At 52.3% G+C, this 16,540-nt stretch carries 14 protein-coding genes; 8 read left to right on the top strand and 6 right to left on the bottom strand.

What is annotated here, in order from left to right; all coding sequences use genetic code 11:
- Positions 1-42: 42 nt before the first annotated feature.
- Positions 43-1,398, bottom strand: coding sequence for a hemolysin family protein (locus ACFO9Q_RS06980; protein ID WP_379180109.1), 1,356 nt, complete (start codon positions 1,396-1,398; stop codon positions 43-45).
- Positions 1,399-1,785: 387 nt separating this feature from the next.
- On the opposite strand from ACFO9Q_RS06980, the gene ACFO9Q_RS06975 reads away from it, so the two are divergent.
- Together ACFO9Q_RS06975 and ACFO9Q_RS06970 are read left to right on the top strand one after the other, a co-directional pair.
- A complete protein-coding gene (locus ACFO9Q_RS06975; RefSeq protein ID WP_379180107.1) occupies positions 1,786-2,361 on the top strand; it encodes a copper resistance CopC family protein in 576 nt (191 codons plus the stop codon).
- Positions 2,358-3,443 carry a copper resistance D family protein gene (locus ACFO9Q_RS06970; RefSeq protein ID WP_379180105.1) on the top strand — a complete coding sequence of 362 codons (1,086 nt, stop codon included), beginning with the start codon at positions 2,358-2,360 and terminating at the stop codon, positions 3,441-3,443. Before ACFO9Q_RS06975 ends, ACFO9Q_RS06970 begins: the two co-directional genes overlap by 4 nt.
- An 82-nt stretch (positions 3,444-3,525) precedes the next feature.
- Here the strand turns inward: ACFO9Q_RS06970 and ACFO9Q_RS06965 are convergent, their stop codons facing one another.
- Complete coding sequence (locus ACFO9Q_RS06965) at positions 3,526-4,539, bottom strand: ABC transporter substrate-binding protein (RefSeq protein ID WP_379180103.1); 1,014 nt, start codon at positions 4,537-4,539, stop codon at positions 3,526-3,528.
- Positions 4,540-4,757: 218 nt separating this feature from the next.
- Here ACFO9Q_RS06965 and ACFO9Q_RS06960 point away from each other — a divergent pair, with 218 nt between their 5' ends.
- From ACFO9Q_RS06960 to ACFO9Q_RS06945, 4 genes are all read left to right on the top strand, one after another.
- The gene (locus tag ACFO9Q_RS06960) at positions 4,758-5,741 is read left to right on the top strand and encodes a FecCD family ABC transporter permease (protein ID WP_379180101.1); all 984 of its coding nucleotides are present in this window, start codon (positions 4,758-4,760) and stop codon (positions 5,739-5,741) included.
- A complete protein-coding gene (locus ACFO9Q_RS06955; protein WP_379180099.1) occupies positions 5,738-6,781 on the top strand; it encodes a FecCD family ABC transporter permease in 1,044 nt (347 codons plus the stop codon). Before ACFO9Q_RS06960 ends, ACFO9Q_RS06955 begins: the two co-directional genes overlap by 4 nt.
- Positions 6,782-6,808: 27 nt before the next feature.
- Positions 6,809-7,609: an ABC transporter ATP-binding protein gene (locus ACFO9Q_RS06950; protein ID WP_379180096.1), complete on the top strand. Its 801-nt coding sequence runs from the start codon at positions 6,809-6,811 to the stop codon at positions 7,607-7,609.
- Between the two features lie 187 nt (positions 7,610-7,796).
- On the top strand, positions 7,797-9,365 hold the full coding sequence (locus ACFO9Q_RS06945) for a sensor domain-containing diguanylate cyclase (RefSeq protein ID WP_379180093.1): 1,569 nt from the start codon (positions 7,797-7,799) through the stop codon (positions 9,363-9,365).
- Here the strand turns inward: ACFO9Q_RS06945 and ACFO9Q_RS06940 are convergent.
- A complete protein-coding gene (locus tag ACFO9Q_RS06940) occupies positions 9,353-10,672 on the bottom strand; it encodes a replication-associated recombination protein A (RefSeq protein ID WP_379180091.1) in 1,320 nt (439 codons plus the stop codon). The two genes, ACFO9Q_RS06945 and ACFO9Q_RS06940, sit on opposite strands and share 13 nt — an antisense overlap.
- A gap of 323 nt (positions 10,673-10,995) precedes the next feature.
- Here ACFO9Q_RS06940 and ACFO9Q_RS06935 point away from each other — a divergent pair, with 323 nt between their 5' ends.
- On the top strand, positions 10,996-11,544 hold the full coding sequence (locus ACFO9Q_RS06935) for a GNAT family N-acetyltransferase (protein WP_379180089.1): 549 nt from the start codon (positions 10,996-10,998) through the stop codon (positions 11,542-11,544).
- Positions 11,545-11,587: 43 nt separating this feature from the next.
- Positions 11,588-13,084, top strand: a complete 1,497-nt coding sequence (locus ACFO9Q_RS06930; RefSeq protein WP_379180087.1) for a methyl-accepting chemotaxis protein — start codon at positions 11,588-11,590, stop codon at positions 13,082-13,084.
- A 97-nt stretch (positions 13,085-13,181) separates the two neighbouring features.
- Here the strand turns inward: ACFO9Q_RS06930 and ACFO9Q_RS06925 are convergent, their stop codons facing one another.
- The 3 genes from ACFO9Q_RS06925 to aspS are packed head-to-tail and all read right to left on the bottom strand — an operon-like array spanning position 13,182 to position 16,487.
- Positions 13,182-13,832, bottom strand: coding sequence for a YdeI/OmpD-associated family protein (locus tag ACFO9Q_RS06925; protein WP_379180085.1), 651 nt, complete (start codon positions 13,830-13,832; stop codon positions 13,182-13,184).
- Positions 13,829-14,584 carry a tRNA threonylcarbamoyladenosine dehydratase gene (locus ACFO9Q_RS06920; protein WP_379180083.1) on the bottom strand — a complete coding sequence of 252 codons (756 nt, stop codon included), beginning with the start codon at positions 14,582-14,584 and terminating at the stop codon, positions 13,829-13,831. Before ACFO9Q_RS06920 ends, ACFO9Q_RS06925 begins: the two co-directional genes overlap by 4 nt.
- Before the next feature lie 58 nt (positions 14,585-14,642).
- Positions 14,643-16,487 (bottom strand): aspartate--tRNA ligase, encoded by a 1,845-nt coding sequence (aspS, locus tag ACFO9Q_RS06915; protein ID WP_379180081.1) that lies wholly within the window; start codon positions 16,485-16,487, stop codon positions 14,643-14,645.
- Between the last annotated feature and the right edge of the window lie 53 nt (positions 16,488-16,540).

Below are 16,540 nucleotides of genomic sequence, written 5' to 3'. Positions count from 1 at the left end.
TAGCCTTAAATTGTTGCGGTGCCAGTATGCAGTGCTGATCCGTTATCCAAGCTTCTGGGTTAGAGGATCAATGAGTGGTTCGTGTTCCGGATCTGATACGACATGTCCATGAGTCATGTCGAGCTTACGAACAATCAGTCTGGATATACGAAGGTGATCTGTCTCCTCCACCGTGAACTCGTATTCTCCGTTGTAATCGACCTTCTGATTATGCTTGGGAGGTATCTCTATCTTCGAGTAGATCCAGCCGCCAATCGTATCATAATCATCACTCTCAATATCGAGGCCGAAGTAGCTGTTCACTTCTTCGATGAGCACCAAGCCGCTAATGGAGTGAGAGTCATCGTCCCGCTTCTCGATATCCGCGCGCTCCTCATCGAACTCATCCTGAATCTCTCCAACGATCTCTTCCATAATATCTTCGAGAGTGACGAGGCCGGACGTTCCGCCGTACTCGTCAATGAGTATGGCGATTTGTGTTTTTTTCTTCTGCATCAGCTTAAGGAGCATGCTAATCTGCATGGATTCCGGCACGGTCGTAACCGGCCTAGTAATCTGACGAATATCCTTCAAGCTGTGCGTCGTATCCTTCAGCAGATCCTTAATATGAACGAAGCCGATGATATTGTCCTTGTCATTCTCGCAGACAGGATATCTCGTTCTCATCTCGTCAAGCGCTATCTGCTTGTTCTCCTCCAGAGAGAGTGTCGTGTTCAAGCAGATCATCTCGGTTCGCGGGATCATAATCTCACGAGCGTTCGTCTCCGCGAACTCGAATATGTTGTCAACGAGTGTTAATTCTGTATTGTCAATGAGTCCGCTCTTATGGCTTTCCTTCATTAAGACGCGAATTTCCTCTTCGGTGTGCGCGGCATCCTTCTCCGACGCAGGCTCGACTCCGAATCGCTTAAGGAGCCAGTTGGCTGTGCCGTTAAGCACCCAGATGAAGGGATACATGATTCTGTAGAAGTAGACAAGCGGCCTTGCGGTTAGCAGCGTAATCGTCTCCGACTTGCGGATAGCAATCGTCTTCGGAGCTAGTTCACCCAGCACAATATGAAGCACAGTAATGAATGTGAAGGCGATGATGAAGGAAGCAGAGTGAATGAACACTTTGTTCTCTACACCAAGCTGCAGGAACCACGGTTCGATCACACTTGCGATCGCCGGCTCTCCAATCCAGCCGAGACCAAGGGAAGCAAGTGTAATACCTAGCTGGCAGGCGGATAGATACGCATCCAGATTATTCGTCAGATGTGAGGCAACCTTCGCTCTGGCATGGCCGCCTGACGCAAGCAGATCAATTCGGCTTGCTCTGACCTTCACCATCGCGAACTCCGCTGCGACAAAGAAGCCGTTCATGAACACCAACAAAAAAATGAGTACCAGATTCACCATAATGGGTAAAGGGTCCAACGATTCCCTGTCTATCGTACGCAAAAAGCTCCATGCTGTACAACGACAGGTGCACCTCCTTCTATTCAATAAAATTAATAGTTAGACTTCAATACGTTAACATTAGACGATACCAAGCCCCGGCGTCAAACGGCCGAACTGCTCCTGAAGACGATCCTGAGGTTCTACTGATGTTTATTCGCCGTAGGGTGCGCCTTATGCATGAATTCCTTGCATTTACTTACGATTCTATAGTCATCCTGTTGTTTACCTTTGATAAATGTTCATAAAGACGTTAAGATTTACTCAGCTTCCCTTAAGCCCAGCCCGCATTCGGCTTGCTATAATGGTACACATTACTTATTCATAGAGAGGGGTTACCCATACCTTATGAGAAAAGTCGTTCTCACCCTAATGATTGCCTTGTGGATCATGCCTGGACTATCTCTGGCTCATTCCGTCGTTGAAGAGGCTGTTCCTGGCAAGGACGCTGTGTTAACTGAATCACCCGCTTCCATCGCTCTAACCTTCAATACCGATATAGAGAAGATCAGCACCTTGAAGCTGCTGCGCTCTAACGGAGAGGAAGCGAAGCTGCAGCCATCGGCGGTGAAGGATGCAACGTTAAGCGCTGAGGTCGCCGATACTCTGGACAATGGCAAGTATACGGTTAAGTACGCGATTATCGGAGCGGACGGACATACGGTAGATGGTGAGTATACCTTCACGGTCAATGCCCCAGCCGCACCGGCTAGCCCGAGCCCAAGCCCAAGTCCAAGCGCAGAACCTCAGGGCAGCATCCAGCCATCTCCGACGATTGCCCCTGAGCAGGATAATCAGCAGCCGGATTCAGAGCCTGCTGAATCGTCTACTTCGAATAAGACAGCTCTCCTCGTCATTGGCGGCCTAATCGCAGCAGCGGTAGTCGTGTTATTCATTCTGCGCGGCAGGAGGAAGAACGGATGATCTATGTAAGCGAGGCTCTGTTGTATGTATGCTTCGCCTTACTAATGGGGAACTTCGTGCTTCGGCTCGTTCCTGAAGCGAGCCGAATCGCGTATCATGTCCCTAACGGCCTGCTCATTGCTTGTGCCGTTGCGATCCCCATTCTATCCTTCGTGCCTCTGCATCAATCTGCACTCCTGTTCGCGAAGGACTTCGATGTGCCTTATCTATCCATGCTTCAGGATATGCTGCGAGATATTGATGCAGGCAAGGCCTGGCTGTGGACGCTCATCGCATCCTCCTCCCTTGCCGTATTGCTCGGCCTCAAGTCATTCCGCGAGGATAAGCATATGCCCAAGGTGGCGCTGTTCATCCTGCTGCTGCTAATTGTGTGGCTTGGGTATGCAAGCCACGCCGCCTCCCTCTACTCTTGGAAGGGAATACTGGCGCATTCCGCACACTTCCTGGCCGTCACGGTGTGGGTCGGCGTCATGCTCGTGGCCAGCTGGTTCTCGACAAGTGATGACAACTGGCTTGCATTCGTCCGCCTCTTCTCGCCAATAGCTATCGTATGCTTGCTGATTGCCATTCTAGCCGGCCTGACATTAATGAGCTTCACTACCCCGCAGTACTTGAATGCGATGATGCTGCCTTACGGCCAATTGCTGTTGATTAAGCATCTGCTGCTGCTTCCCCTCTTGCTGTTCGCCTATACGAACGGCTTCGGCTACAAGAGAAGGATGGCGCAGAACGTCTCCTTCCGCCCGCAGCCATGGCTTCGTGCAGAGAGCGTCACCGCACTGCTGCTGTTCATCGTGTCGGGCATACTAGGACAGCAGACACCGCCGCATGACGTGAAGGAGACGCTGCAGAGCAGCTCTCCCTCCCCCTTATTCACTGGATTGTATAAGGGCAGCTACTCACCGGACTTGCAGCTAACGCTCTCCCTATCAGTGGACAGTATTCTGCTTGCGGCTGCCGCTGTCGTACTGGCAGCTGGGTTCGCACGGATGGCTAAGGACGGCAGACTGTGGATGTCAGCCCTAATGGCTTGCTTGCTCGCTATCTGCAGTTACTATGCCTTCATGTTCGCTATCATCTAATTCCTCCATGAACAACGAACGGCTGCCTTGAAGGTCATATGACCTTCTAGGGCAGCCGTCTCTATTATGCAGGCATGGAATACTACTTCACTTCGTAGATCGTATGCAATTCATCTAGTACAAGGTTAGCGGCTAGAATGCCGCCGGATGTGTTCCAGATCGCATCATCGACCTGATACACCTTGCCAGCCTTCACGGCGCCAAGACCCTTCCACAGCGGATCCTTGATCCATTCCTGCTCCGTCTCGGTTCCCTTGCCGTCACCATCTTCATAGGTGAAGTAGAACAGTCTGTCCGCCTCTACCTCCGGCAGGCGTTCCTTCGTAATCTCATCGATGAACTGGTCCTTCGCATTCAAGGTCATCTCATTGCGCGTAATACCAATCTGGCTGAAAATAATGCCCGAGAACGAGTTCGTATGATACACTCTCGTCTTGCCAGCCATGAAGCGAACAACCGACACCGTCTCCTTCAGCTTATCGCCTGCCTTGCCCTTGAACTCTTCAACGCGCCCGTCGAACTTGGCGATCAGCTCTTCACCCTTGGCCGTCTGGTTCACTGCATCAGCATACAGCTTGAAGTTGTTCTTCCATTCGCCGCGAAGCGTCTCGGATACGACAGTTGGGGCAATCCCCTTCAACTGCTCAACGATCTTCTCGTGTCTCATCTTATTCGCGATGATGAGGTCCGGCTGAAGACCAGCAATCAGCTCCAGATTCGGCTGACCTTCTTCACCGAGCTCCGTTACACCTGCCATGTCGGCCTCAATATGCTTATACCATGGATTTCCTGTCCAAGACTTGACCGCACCTGCTGGCTTAATACCAAGTGCTAGCAGCGCTTCTGTGCCTTCGTTCGTCAGGACGACAATCTTTTTCGGAGTACCCTTAATGTCTGTTTCGCCCATAGCATGCTTAATTGTACGCACTTCACTTGTATTTTCTTGTACCGCACCAGCCTCGCCATTGCTTCCGCTGTCTGCTGTGTTGTTGTTAGCTGTGTCTTTATTCCCTCCGCATGCCGTTACAACGAGCATAACGGCCAGTATGCATAGGATGAAGCCCATCATTTTACTTCTGTTGCCACTTGCTGCCATTGCTTAATCCGTCCCCTCAATTGAAAATTATTCTCACTTCAAAACACTCTTCAAACACTATAAAAGACAGACCTCTCGATGTCAACAAAAAATATGAGAACGATTATCATGTTCATTGACACCTCCCTCTTGCATGGACTAAAATGCTATAGGGCATCCCTACTCTAGGGAGCATTGCTTATTAGACTGATACTAACAATGAAAGAGGCCTCTCCAGCATGCGATTGTTCGGACTTATCCTATCTATCCTTGTATTATTCACGGCTATGCTGTGCAGTGTTCTGTTCGGCGTAACAGATATAGCTCCTGCGGCTGTCTGGCAATCCTTCACTCAATATAATGGGTCAGGCGACCATCTCGTTATACGTACGGCTCGTGTCCCGCGGGCGCTCATCGCTGCAGCCGCAGGAGCTTGCCTCGCTGTCGCAGGGGCAATCATGCAGGTCATTACACGCAATCCGATTGCTTCGCCCAGCTTATTCGGCGTCAATTCAGGCGCTTCATTCTTCATCGTCATTGCATCCGGATGGCTGGGTGTAACCGGTATGCAATCGTTGACCTTAGCTGCTCTGCTAGGTGCAGCCATAAGCGGATTCATTGTATTCCTCCTAGGCAGCGTAGGACGTGACGGCATGACACCTGTTAAGATTACGCTGGCAGGTGCTTCTATCGCAGCCTTCTTCCATTCCTTGACTCAAGGCTTCATGCTGACCGATGGCAAGATGTTCGACCAAGTGCTCGTATGGCTCGTAGGTTCCGTTGCAGGTAGAGATCTGCCGATGCTAACCGCAGTTGTCCCTTATATGGCGATAGGACTGCTCCTCTCGCTACTGCTCAGCCGCCATCTGAACGTTCTCCTCATGGGAGATGACGTTGCACAGAGCTTGGGGCAGAAGACCGCTGCTGTGAAGTGGCTGTCGTCGGCTGCTGTTATTCTGCTCGCGGGCGCATCGGTTGCTGTTGCCGGACCTATTGCCTTCGTAGGCATTATTATTCCGCATCTAGTCCGTTATGCCATTAGCGGTGATTACAGATGGGTTATCCCCTATAGCGCGGTGTGGGGCGGCATACTGCTCGTTACGGCTGATATTGGCTCTCGATACATTGCAATGCCGGAGGAAGTGCCTGTAGGTGTCATGACAGCGATCATTGGCGTCCCGTTCTTCGTCTATATCGCCAGGAAGGAGAAGTTGATTCGATGAGCAGATACACTCCCGTTCGATCCGAGCGGTTCCGCTTCTCTTACCTAATCGAGAGGAGAACGATATGGCTTACCGGCCTCTTAGTCGTCCTATGTGCGCTAGTAGCCATTATTAGCACCGGAATAGGAAGCCAATCCATCTCCCCTCTTGATGTCATTCGCACCTTATTCGGGCAAGGGAATGCCACGCAGGAAGTCATTATTATGAACTTAAGGCTTCCTCGGATTGTAACGGCCATACTAGTAGGAGCTTCACTCGCTGTAGCAGGAGCAATCCTACAAGGACTTATCCGCAACCCGCTAGCTTCACCTGATGTGACTGGCATAACAGAAGGAGCCTCCCTTGGCACGGTGTTGTTCCTGTTCCTCCTGTCAGACCAGCTTCCCATCGGATGGCTGCCTGTCTCTGCCATTGCCGGGGCCTTCCTTGTTACCGGGCTCCTCTACGTGCTTGCTTGGAAGAACGGAATCACTCCGGTAAGACTCGTTCTGATAGGTATCGGGTTGTCTGCTGCCTTCAAGTCGATCTCCTATATGTTCGTCATCTCCGGATCTTACCTGCTGGCGAATAAGGCGCTCACCTTCATGACAGGAAGCATATACGGTGTCTCTTGGAACCAGGATGTGAAGAACTTGCTGCCATGGGTGGTCATCCTGCTTCCTCTTACTTGGCTGCAAGCCAGACACGTCAATGTGCTGGCGCTGGGCGATGATGTTGCGGGAAGCGCTGGCTCGAGTGTCCAGAGACATCGACTAGTTCTGCTGTTGCTCAGTGTGGCTCTCGCCGGCGCTGCTGTAGCCATTGGAGGAACCATCGCATTCATCGGGCTGATGGCACCGCATATCGCGCGTAAGCTGGTCGGTTCCTCCTTCGGTGGACTGCTGCCGGTAAGTGCTCTAATGGGCGCCTTAATTCTACTGACAGCTGACCTGGCAGCCCGTACCTTATTCTACCCATCAGACATTCCAGCAGGGGTATTCACCGCCGCGATTGGCGCTCCCTTCTTCCTATACTTGCTATACCGCTACCGCAATGTCTAATTACTCGATACAGTTAGGAGTATGAACATGAGTCTATTGATGGCTGACAAGCTTACGGTCTCTTACGGAGACAGCCCCGTCCTTCACAACCTCAGCCTCGCGATCCCTAAGGGGGAGATTACGGTGCTCATCGGGAGCAATGGCTGCGGCAAGTCTACGCTGCTTCGCTCCTTGGCTAGACTTATCAAGCCGCAGAGCGGATCCGTTCTGTTAGACGGCAGCGATATGGCGAGATTGTCTACGAAGAGTATCGCTAAGCGGCTCGCCATCCTGCCTCAAGGACCAACCGCCCCTGAAGGGCTAACGGTGCTCCAACTAGTCAAGCAGGGCCGCTATCCTTATCAGAGCTGGCTGCAGCAGTGGTCTCGCGACGATGAAGAGGCTGTGAAGAGTGCTCTTCAGGCAACAGGAATGGAGAGTCTGGCTGAGCGTTCCGTTGCTGCACTATCCGGCGGTCAGCGTCAGCGAGCTTGGATTGCCATGACCTTAGCCCAGCAGACTGAGATTATATTGCTGGATGAGCCGACTACCTATCTCGATCTTGCCCACGGAATTGATGTACTCGATCTGCTGTACGAGCTGAACAAGACGGAGCTGCGGACGATTGTCATGGTCCTTCACGATATTAATCTTGCTTGCCGTTATGCTGATCATATTATTGCGATGAAGGACGGGCAGATTGAGGCCCAAGGTCGTCCGAATGCAGTCATTACCCCAGCCATGATTGAATCGGTATTCCACCTGCCTTGCCAGGTGGTCAGTGATCCCCTGTACGGCACACCCATGATTGTTCCTCAAGGGAAGCGAAGAGTGTATAAGATTGGTTAAGCCCTGCCTTCATAGAACCGTACGAGGCCTCGTCTATGCCTTGTACGGTTCTTTTGCCTATGCAATTGTCGAATAGATAACTTGTAGTGTAAGATAGTTGTAAAACAATACCTATAATTGTCGAATATAGTCGTACTGCTCAACATAACTCATCTTAGCTCACTACGCCTGGAGGAATTAGCCGCTCATGAAGCTTCTTCGATTACAAAAACGAATCCGTCTGGTCTATCTCATCATCGCTCTCGTGTTCATGTCAACGGTTGGAACGAGTCTCATACAGACCTACATCGGTTACCGTTCGGAGATCCGATCCCTCTCCAAGCAGACATTGAATCTTAACTATGAGAACTCGAACAATATGTCTCGCACGATGACTGCAATCTTCTCATCGATGGAGAATGGACTGAAGGCTACGGCTGATTACTTCGCTAACGGGGAATTGCTTGATTCGGAGAGGCAGCAGGCACTAGACCTGTTCATACATAACGGAGGCTACTTCAACTCGGTCATCTATGTGGATGAGCAGGAAGTCATTCGTACGAGATCACCCCAGCTGTCCGGCAGCGGGCTAACCAAGATTACCTCACCTCAAGCTAAGGAGGCATTCCGTTCACAGAAGCCCTCCTTATCCGATCCTTATATATCACCGACCAACAAGCTGCTTGTCCTCGTCACCTATCCAATCTGGGATGAGGCTGGACTGTTCAGAGGCTACATTGGGGGAACCATCTACCTTCATGAGCTGAACGTGCTGAGCAAGATCTTCGGCGGGCAAGTTGCAGGAGAGACCGGCTCTTATGCGTATGTACTGGACCGTCATGGGAACATTCTGTTCCATCCGGACAGCAGCCGGTTAGGCAGCAACGATGGGCAGAATAAGATAGTGAAGCAAGTGATACTGGGCAAGCAGGGCAGCGATATCGTGACGAGCTCCGACGGCAAGATCTTCCTGGCCGGCTATACCCAAGTTATTCAGAACGGCTGGGGAATTATCGTTCAGACTCCGCAGACTGAGATAATTACATCAGCCTACACGCTCGTGAAGAGCCAGATGTTCTCGTCTCTGCCGCTCATTCTGGTGTTCCTCCTAGTCACGATGTGGGTAGCACGGAAGCTGACCAGCCCCTTCGTCGTCCTGGCAGAGACGGCACGACAGATCTCAGCCGGCCAGTCCATTCATGTGCCGTATGCTTCCCACTGGAACCATGAGGCACATCTGCTCACCCAATCGATGAGAATGGCCGTCGAAGGCCTTCAGCAGAAGGCGGAGCAATACTCGCTGCAGGCGAATACAGATGCATTGACCGGTCTATTGAACCGACGAACGATGAATCAATATACAGAGAGCTGGAAGACGAGCGGTACGCCCTTCTCCCTATTGACCCTTGATATCGACCACTTCAAGGCTGTTAACGACACCTTCGGTCATCAATCAGGCGACGAGGTGCTGCAGTATCTCGCTAGTACGATTCTAGCGGAAGCTGGACGATCCGATATATGCTGCCGATTCGGTGGAGAGGAATTCGTCGTCCTGACGTTAGCAGGGCCGCACGAAGCCTTCGCTCTAGCCGAGCGGATGCGCCGCAAGATTGAATCTTCACCAAGCCCGATAGGACCCAGCATTACGGTATCCATCGGCGTGGCAAGCTTCCCGTCTGACACTGCTGATCTGAAGGAGCTGTTCAGCTATGCCGATCAGGCTCTCTATCAAGCGAAGAACGGAGGCCGCAACCGCACCATCCGTTATCTTCCTTGATGCTTGTTCCTTCGCTGGCGCTGATTATGCTTAATCTTCTCCTCCATCCCCTGTTCCGTTGCTTGATAGATCTGTGCTCCATGGGCGGCATTCGGCATATAGGGCTGCTCGACGTAATGACCAGGATAATCATGGGGATACAAGTACCCTTCATGTCCAAGCTGAGCAGCTCCCCGGTAGTGGGTATCCTTCAAGTGCATCGGCACCTCGGCGCTTCCGATCTGCTCGATGATAGATGTTGCCTTGCCAATAGCTACAGCTGTCGCATTAGACTTAGGACTCTCGACTGCGAATAAGATCGCTTGTGCAATATTGTACTTCGCTTCGGGCCAGCCAATCTTGTGATAGGCATCCATTGCGGTTACGGCTTGTACCATCGCCTGCGGATTCGCAAGTCCAATATCTTCACTGCAGGCGACAATAAGCCTCCGAATGAACGTCATAGGGTCCATTCCCAGCTTCTCCACCGCGTATAGGAACCAGAATAGCGCCGCATCGCTAGATCCCCTCACACTCTTGTGGAAGGCGGACAGCACATCATACTGGGTGGACTCATCGGCACGAATATTCCGCTTGCGGATGGACTCCTGAGCAACCTCCATGGTGAGATGAACGGATCCATCTGGCTCGGAAGGGGTCGTAACCGCTGCCAGCTCCAGCGCATTCAGCGCTCTCCGAATATCCCCTCCCGCCATCGCGGCAATATGATCAAGCGCCTCGCTGTCCGCTCTCAGATCCATGAATCCCAGTCCTCGCTCCCGATCGTTAAGCGCGCGATTCATCGCGCTTAATGCATGCACCTTCGTCAGCGGCTCCAGCTGGAACAGGGTTGATCTGGACAGCAGCGCCCCGTTCACATGATGGAATGGGTTCTCTGTCGTTGCCCCGATGAAGATAATGATTCCTTGCTCTACAGCTGGAAGCAGCGCGTCCTGCCGGGCCGTATTGAAGCGGTGAACCTCGTCCAGGAACAGAATCGTCTTCTTCCCATACATGTTCTTGTTCACTCTAGCTCCTTCAATGACCTCTCGCACATCCTTCACCGATGCGTCAACCGCATTCAGCTTCACGAACTCCCCTTGCGTCTGCTTCGAGATGATATGGGCTAGAGTCGTCTTGCCGCATCCAGGCGGACCATAGAGCAGGATCGATGACACCTGATCTCCTTCAATTGCGCGTCTGAGCAGCTTGCCAGGTCCTATTATATGCTCCTGCCCGATATATTCTTCGAGGGTCTGCGGTCTCATTCGATCAGCCAGCAGCCGTGCCCCGGGTCTCTCTTGTTCCTGATAGGAGAATAAGTCCATTGTTCAACCTCTTCCTCTCGAGCTAGTCATACCATGAAGGTCATAATATCATATTAGTCTGAAAGTTTGCCACGATGTGCTTAATCACGCATTTGTTATAAGCATAGGTATTCAAATCATGTCGCTTAATGTCGATAAAGTAACTAGGAATAATTTACCTCTCTCCACACGGGACGGTTTCTTTTGTAGGTACAATGAACCAATTATTCTGTTTTAAATTGTTATATCGCTATATCTTTGGTAATGTGCCATTATTGAGGGGAACTAATAGACATATACAACCAATAAATTAAAGAGAGAGAGGACAAAGGGAGAGAATCATCTTGTTTAAACGTGTGGAGAATGAATGGGAATTAAGTATGTTCAATACGATCTGGACTACGGTATGGCAGGAAAAAGGGTATGAGCTCGAGTACGCCGACCACGCATTAGCAAGATTTGTCGTCATTACTACTGACGGCCAGTATGTTGGCACATCTGAGATCAAGCCCTATTCGCTGTGCAGTACGATTCATACAGCCGCTCCCTTCCATAGTCATACTAGAGTGGCTATGGACCCTGAACGCGTTGCCGAGATTGATAAAATCGCTCTTTTGCCGGAACATCGAGGCAAACACATTTCTACTCTTTTATCCTCCGCTGTACATGTGGCAGAGGAGCTTGGCCTGACTACCTTTATATCCCTGCTGGAGCCTGTCTTCTACCGTGCTCTTCGCATTACTTTCCACGTGCCTATGGAGCGTATCGGCGAGAAGGTCTTCTACAAGGGGGATTACGTCATTCCTGTGCTGTTCCATATGGATGAGATGTACCACAACAAGGATAAGTATGATTGGCTTGTCCTTCCGCAAGATCACGCGGTAGCGCTATAGACAACTAGGAGAATCAAATTATAGATCAAGAGGTTGACTGGTGATGATGAACTCTGTACTAACTGAGCTGGACAAGCGTAATCGACTGTTCGTCAAAATCTTATGGGGCATGCTAGCGCTCGGAATTGTGGCTGATCTAGGAGCCGGACTGGGCATGGAAGTCATTCTGACTCTCCTTATCGTCGGAGGCATTCTATGCGGAGCCGCCACCTTCATGACCTATAAGCGCATATTCGTATCAGCTATTATGTATATCGTTCCTTGCATTCTAACCCTGCTGACGGTGCTGCTCTTCGTGCAGGATCCGAATCCGATCTTCAGCACTTACTTCCTTGTGTATGTGAATCTAGCTCTCATGACGCTGTACGCGAACTACAAGCCGATTCTATTCACTGGCATGCTTGGCCTTGGAGTAAGCACATATCTCTTCCTTACTCCGAAGTATGAAGCCTTATTCTCGCCTAATGAATCTCTTCTGTATCTGTATCTGTACCTTATATTCGCAACCGGGGGACTGGCCTTCTCTGCCTCCTTCAGCCAGAAGCTGCAGCAGCAGGTGCTAAGCGAGCAGCAAGCTGCCCTCGCCTCTAAGATAGTAGCAGAGGAGCTTGTCGATAAGCTTAAGTCCTCCATTCTCGTGCTGAACGAGTTCAGCACAGAACAGAAGGACAATGTGCAGGCTACAGGCAACATCTCGCGTGATGTGACGAGCACCTTCACCGAGATGATGGGGTCCATCGAGAATCAGACGAGCATGGTGCTCACAGTCAGTGAATCGGTTCAGACTGTTGAAGCTTCGGTTCGTGAGCTCGCACACGGCTCGTCCAAGCTTCAGCAGTACTCCTCTGACACCGCCTCGCTAACATTGGACGGCAGCGGACAGATCTTGACCTTGGCCTCTGAGGTTGAGAGTGTGCGGACGATTATTAACGAGACCGTCAATATGATGCAGCAGCTTAGCGAGCAGAATAACCAGGTAAGTGACATCGTCACGGTCATCAGCGACATATCTGAGCAGACGAATCTCCTGGCCCTTAATGCAGCGATTGAGGCTGCACGTGCCGGGGAGCAGGGACGCGGCTTCGCCGTCGTGTCTGGTGAGGTGAGGAAGCTCGCGGACCATTCCAGGCAAGCCGCTGATGAGATAGCGGCCATCCTTGGCAACATTCGCAGGCAGATTGAAGCGGTCAGCAGCCAAGTCCACCTCGGTGAAGCTGCTGTAGCCGCCAGCTATAGCGCTTCGAAGGAAGTCGAGCAGATCATTGGCAAGATCAGTGCCAACACAGAGCTCGTGAAGCAGCAATCTGATGCAGTCGGAGGATCGGCAGATCACCTCTACGACCGTTATGCAGCCATCTCCAGTGAGATGGTCTCCATAGCCGCAACGACCGAGCAGAATATGGCTTCCGTTGAAGAAGTATGTGCCAGCATGGAGAATCAGGATGACAAGATCAAGCACATCGTCGACAGCTATACGAATCTGGACGGCTTAATCACTGAGCTGAAGCAGCTCACTGAACGGCGCGGCCTGGGCACATAATGAACTTTTAATAAAAAAGAGCTGAAGCAGGAATGAAAGCACCCTGCTTCAGCTCTTTTGGTTATAGTTGGGCATCAACCCTACTCAAGCCAATCTCTTAGCCCCGCTCGTATGGGGTCTTGTTCCCCTTAGCCAGCTTCTCGATCGTCTCAGCGACCCGACCTCTCCGAGTCTCTTCATGCTTCGCTCCTGTGACCCACACGAGGTAGGCCTGCTTGCGAGAGGCAGTCAAGCTCTCGAAGAATGCCGCAGCTTGAGGAGACTTCGCGAGCGCAGCAGCCAAGTCTTCTGGCACAGCAGAAGCCTCTTGTGAAGCCGGCTTCACGGCTTCCTGCTTACGCGGCTTGCTCTGCTTGGCTTCCTTAGCGGTGGAGCGGAATTGCATCGCTGACCAGCTGTCGCCTATTGGAACTAGGGCAACCGCTTCGAAGCCCTCATCGGTAATGGTCCTCCACCCGCGTTCACGAGTGAGATCCGTTCTGACCATCGTCGTCGCCTTCGGATAGCAGATCCAGAGCAGACCGTCCCGCTTCACCGCTTGAACGGCCTCATCCCCCTTATCCTTCAGGTCAGCAATCGACTCGGCGAACAGGATGACGAAGTCGTACGAGCCGGCCGCAGCCTCGTCATAGACCTCCGCTGCTCCTTGTATACCCAGCTCGTCCTTCAGCTCCTGGGATGGTACAGAGAGCAGCAAGGCTCTCATCTCGGAGCTGTAACGCAGCTTATTCAGTAATGATCCATTCATCCTTCTATCCCTGCCTTTGCCAGCAGCTCTCGAACGACCACACTTACCATAATCAACCCCGCAACTGGGGGGACGAAGGCGTTGCTGGACGGCGGCTGCTGAGCTTTTCGTATTTCGGGCGCATTGTCTGGTACGATGCGCTGTGTAACATCTTCACGCGGCTTCTTCGGGAGCTCGTCGGAGAATACGACAGTTACTCCCTTGCGAATACCGTCCTTGCGCAGCTTCGTTCTCACTACCCGTGCAATCGGATCCGTATGTGTCTTCGAGATATCCGCCACCTGGAATCGAGTCGGGTCCATCTTATTGGCGGCTCCCATGCTGGAGATGATAGGAATCCCCCTCTCCAAGCACTGCTTGATCAGATGAATCTTATAAGAGATCGTATCCGAAGCATCCACCACATAATCGAGCGGATAGGCGAACAGCTGCTCATAAGTCTCCTCCGTATAGAACATCCGCAGGGAGATGACGTCGCATTCCGGATTAATGAGCTTAATCCGGTCGCGCATCAGATCTGCCTTCGGCTGACCGACAGTCGTCGTCAGCGCATGAATCTGGCGGTTCACATTCGTTATATCCACGACATCCTTGTCGATGAGAATGATACGTCCAACCCCTGTGCGAGCGAGCGCCTCAGCCGCGATGGACCCGACCCCTCCGATGCCGAGCACCGCAATGGTGCTTCCTCTCATCAGGTCGAGCCCTTCAGGACCAATCGCAAGCTCCGTTCGGGAAAATTGATGCAGCATGGGCATGACTCTCCTTCATTCTGCTTGATGCAATCGAGATAGCGGCTTGTAAGCCGTACTATGCCTTCGTCTGCTCAGCCTTGGCAGCCTCTGCTGCTGCATCGGAGGCAGAGCCTTCCACAGCAGGCTTGGCTGCCTTCGGCTTCAGCACCGTACGAATATGCAGCTGCTCAAGCTGCGAGAGCTCTACTGGTGATGGAGCATCGCATAGAAGATCGGTCGCGCTTGCCGTCTTAGGGAAGGCGATCGTCTCACGCAGGTTCGTGCGGCCGGTAAGCAGCATCACGAGACGGTCGAAGCCGAATGCAATCCCGCCGTGCGGAGGCGTTCCATATTCGAAGGCATCGAGCAGGAAGCCGAACTTCTCATGTGCCTCTTCCAGGGAGAAGCCGAGCGCCTTGAACATCTGCTCCTGTACTTCACGCTTGTAGATACGCATGGAGCCGCCGCCTACTTCATAACCGTTCAGGACAAGGTCATACGCCTGAGCACGAATCTGTCCCGGATCCGTATCGAATAGATGCAGATCCTCTTCCTTCGGACGGGTGAACGGATGATGCTCTGCTACATAGCGCTTCGCATCTTCATCCCAGCCGAGCAGCGGGAAGTCAACGACCCATGCGAACTTGAACTCGGACTCGTTAATGAGCCCCAGCTCACGGCCAACCTTCAGACGAAGATTGCCTAGCACATCAGCAACGACCTTCGGCTTATCTGCGGAGAAGGTGAGCAAGTCGCCCTCTTCCACTTGAAGACGCTCTGTCAGAGCCGCAATCTCCTCCGGCTTCAGGAACTTCACGATCGGTCCGCGCCATTCGCCTTCCTTCACTGTAATCCACGCCAGACCCTTGCCGCCGTAACGCGCTGCGAACGGCTGCAGATCGTCAAGCTCCTTGCGGCTCCAGCCGCCGCAGCCCTTAGCGTTCAGCGCTCTCACGACGCCGCCGCTGGCTGCAACGCTTGCGAATACCTTCACATCGCTTGTCGATACAATATCTGTGATGTCTTCAATCTCGAGGCCGAAGCGCAGGTCCGGCTTGTCAGAGCCGTACTTGTTCATCGCATCGGCATACGTGATGCGCTGGAACGGAGTAGGCAGCTCATAGCCAACCGTCTCGCGAAGCAGCTTCGCAGTCAGCTCCTCCATCATAGCCAGCAGCTGATCCTGGGACAGGAAGGACGTCTCAATGTCGACTTGCGTGAATTCCGGCTGACGGTCTGCGCGCAGATCTTCATCGCGGAAGCAGCGTGCAATCTGATAGTAACGCTCCAGGCCGCCGACCATTAGCAGCTGCTTGAAGATCTGCGGAGACTGCGGAAGCGCGAAGAATTCGCCTTCATGCACACGGCTTGGCACCAGGTAATCCCTCGCGCCCTCTGGCGTGCTCTTCGTCAGGATCGGAGTCTCTACTTCAAGGAAGTCTGCCCCGTCCAGGTAATCACGGAACACCTTAGCTGCCTTGGAACGAAGCTTCAGCGTACGCTGCATCTCCGGACGGCGAAGATCCAGATACCGGTACTTCAAGCGAAGCGACTCATCAACCTCCACCTCATCCTCGATCGGGAATGGAGGCGTCTTGGAAGGGTTCATAATCTCTAGGCTGTTCACTTGAATCTCGATCTCGCCTGTTGCCAGGTTCGCGTTGAAGGTCTCTGGATTACGCTCGACGACGGTTCCTTGTACAGCAAGGACGAACTCGTTGCGGGCACGGTCTGCCTGCGCAAGCGCATCGCCGGAGAAGTCCGGGTTGAACACGATCTGTACAATGCCCGAGCGGTCGCGAAGATCAATGAATAGTACACCGCCAAGGTCGCGTCTGCGCTGCACCCAGCCGTTCAAGGTTACCGTCTGCCCAACATCGGACTTGGTCAAGCTTCCGCAGTTATGTGTCTTTAACATCATAGAATTCAATCTCCTTCAATCATAGTATGGATGAATCGTATGCTCATCATGAG

Source organism: Paenibacillus sp. GCM10023252, assembly GCF_042653305.1.
In the GTDB taxonomy this organism is placed as follows: Bacteria; Bacillota; Bacilli; order Paenibacillales; family Paenibacillaceae; genus Pristimantibacillus.
This window is presented reverse-complemented; position numbering and strand designations above follow the sequence as displayed.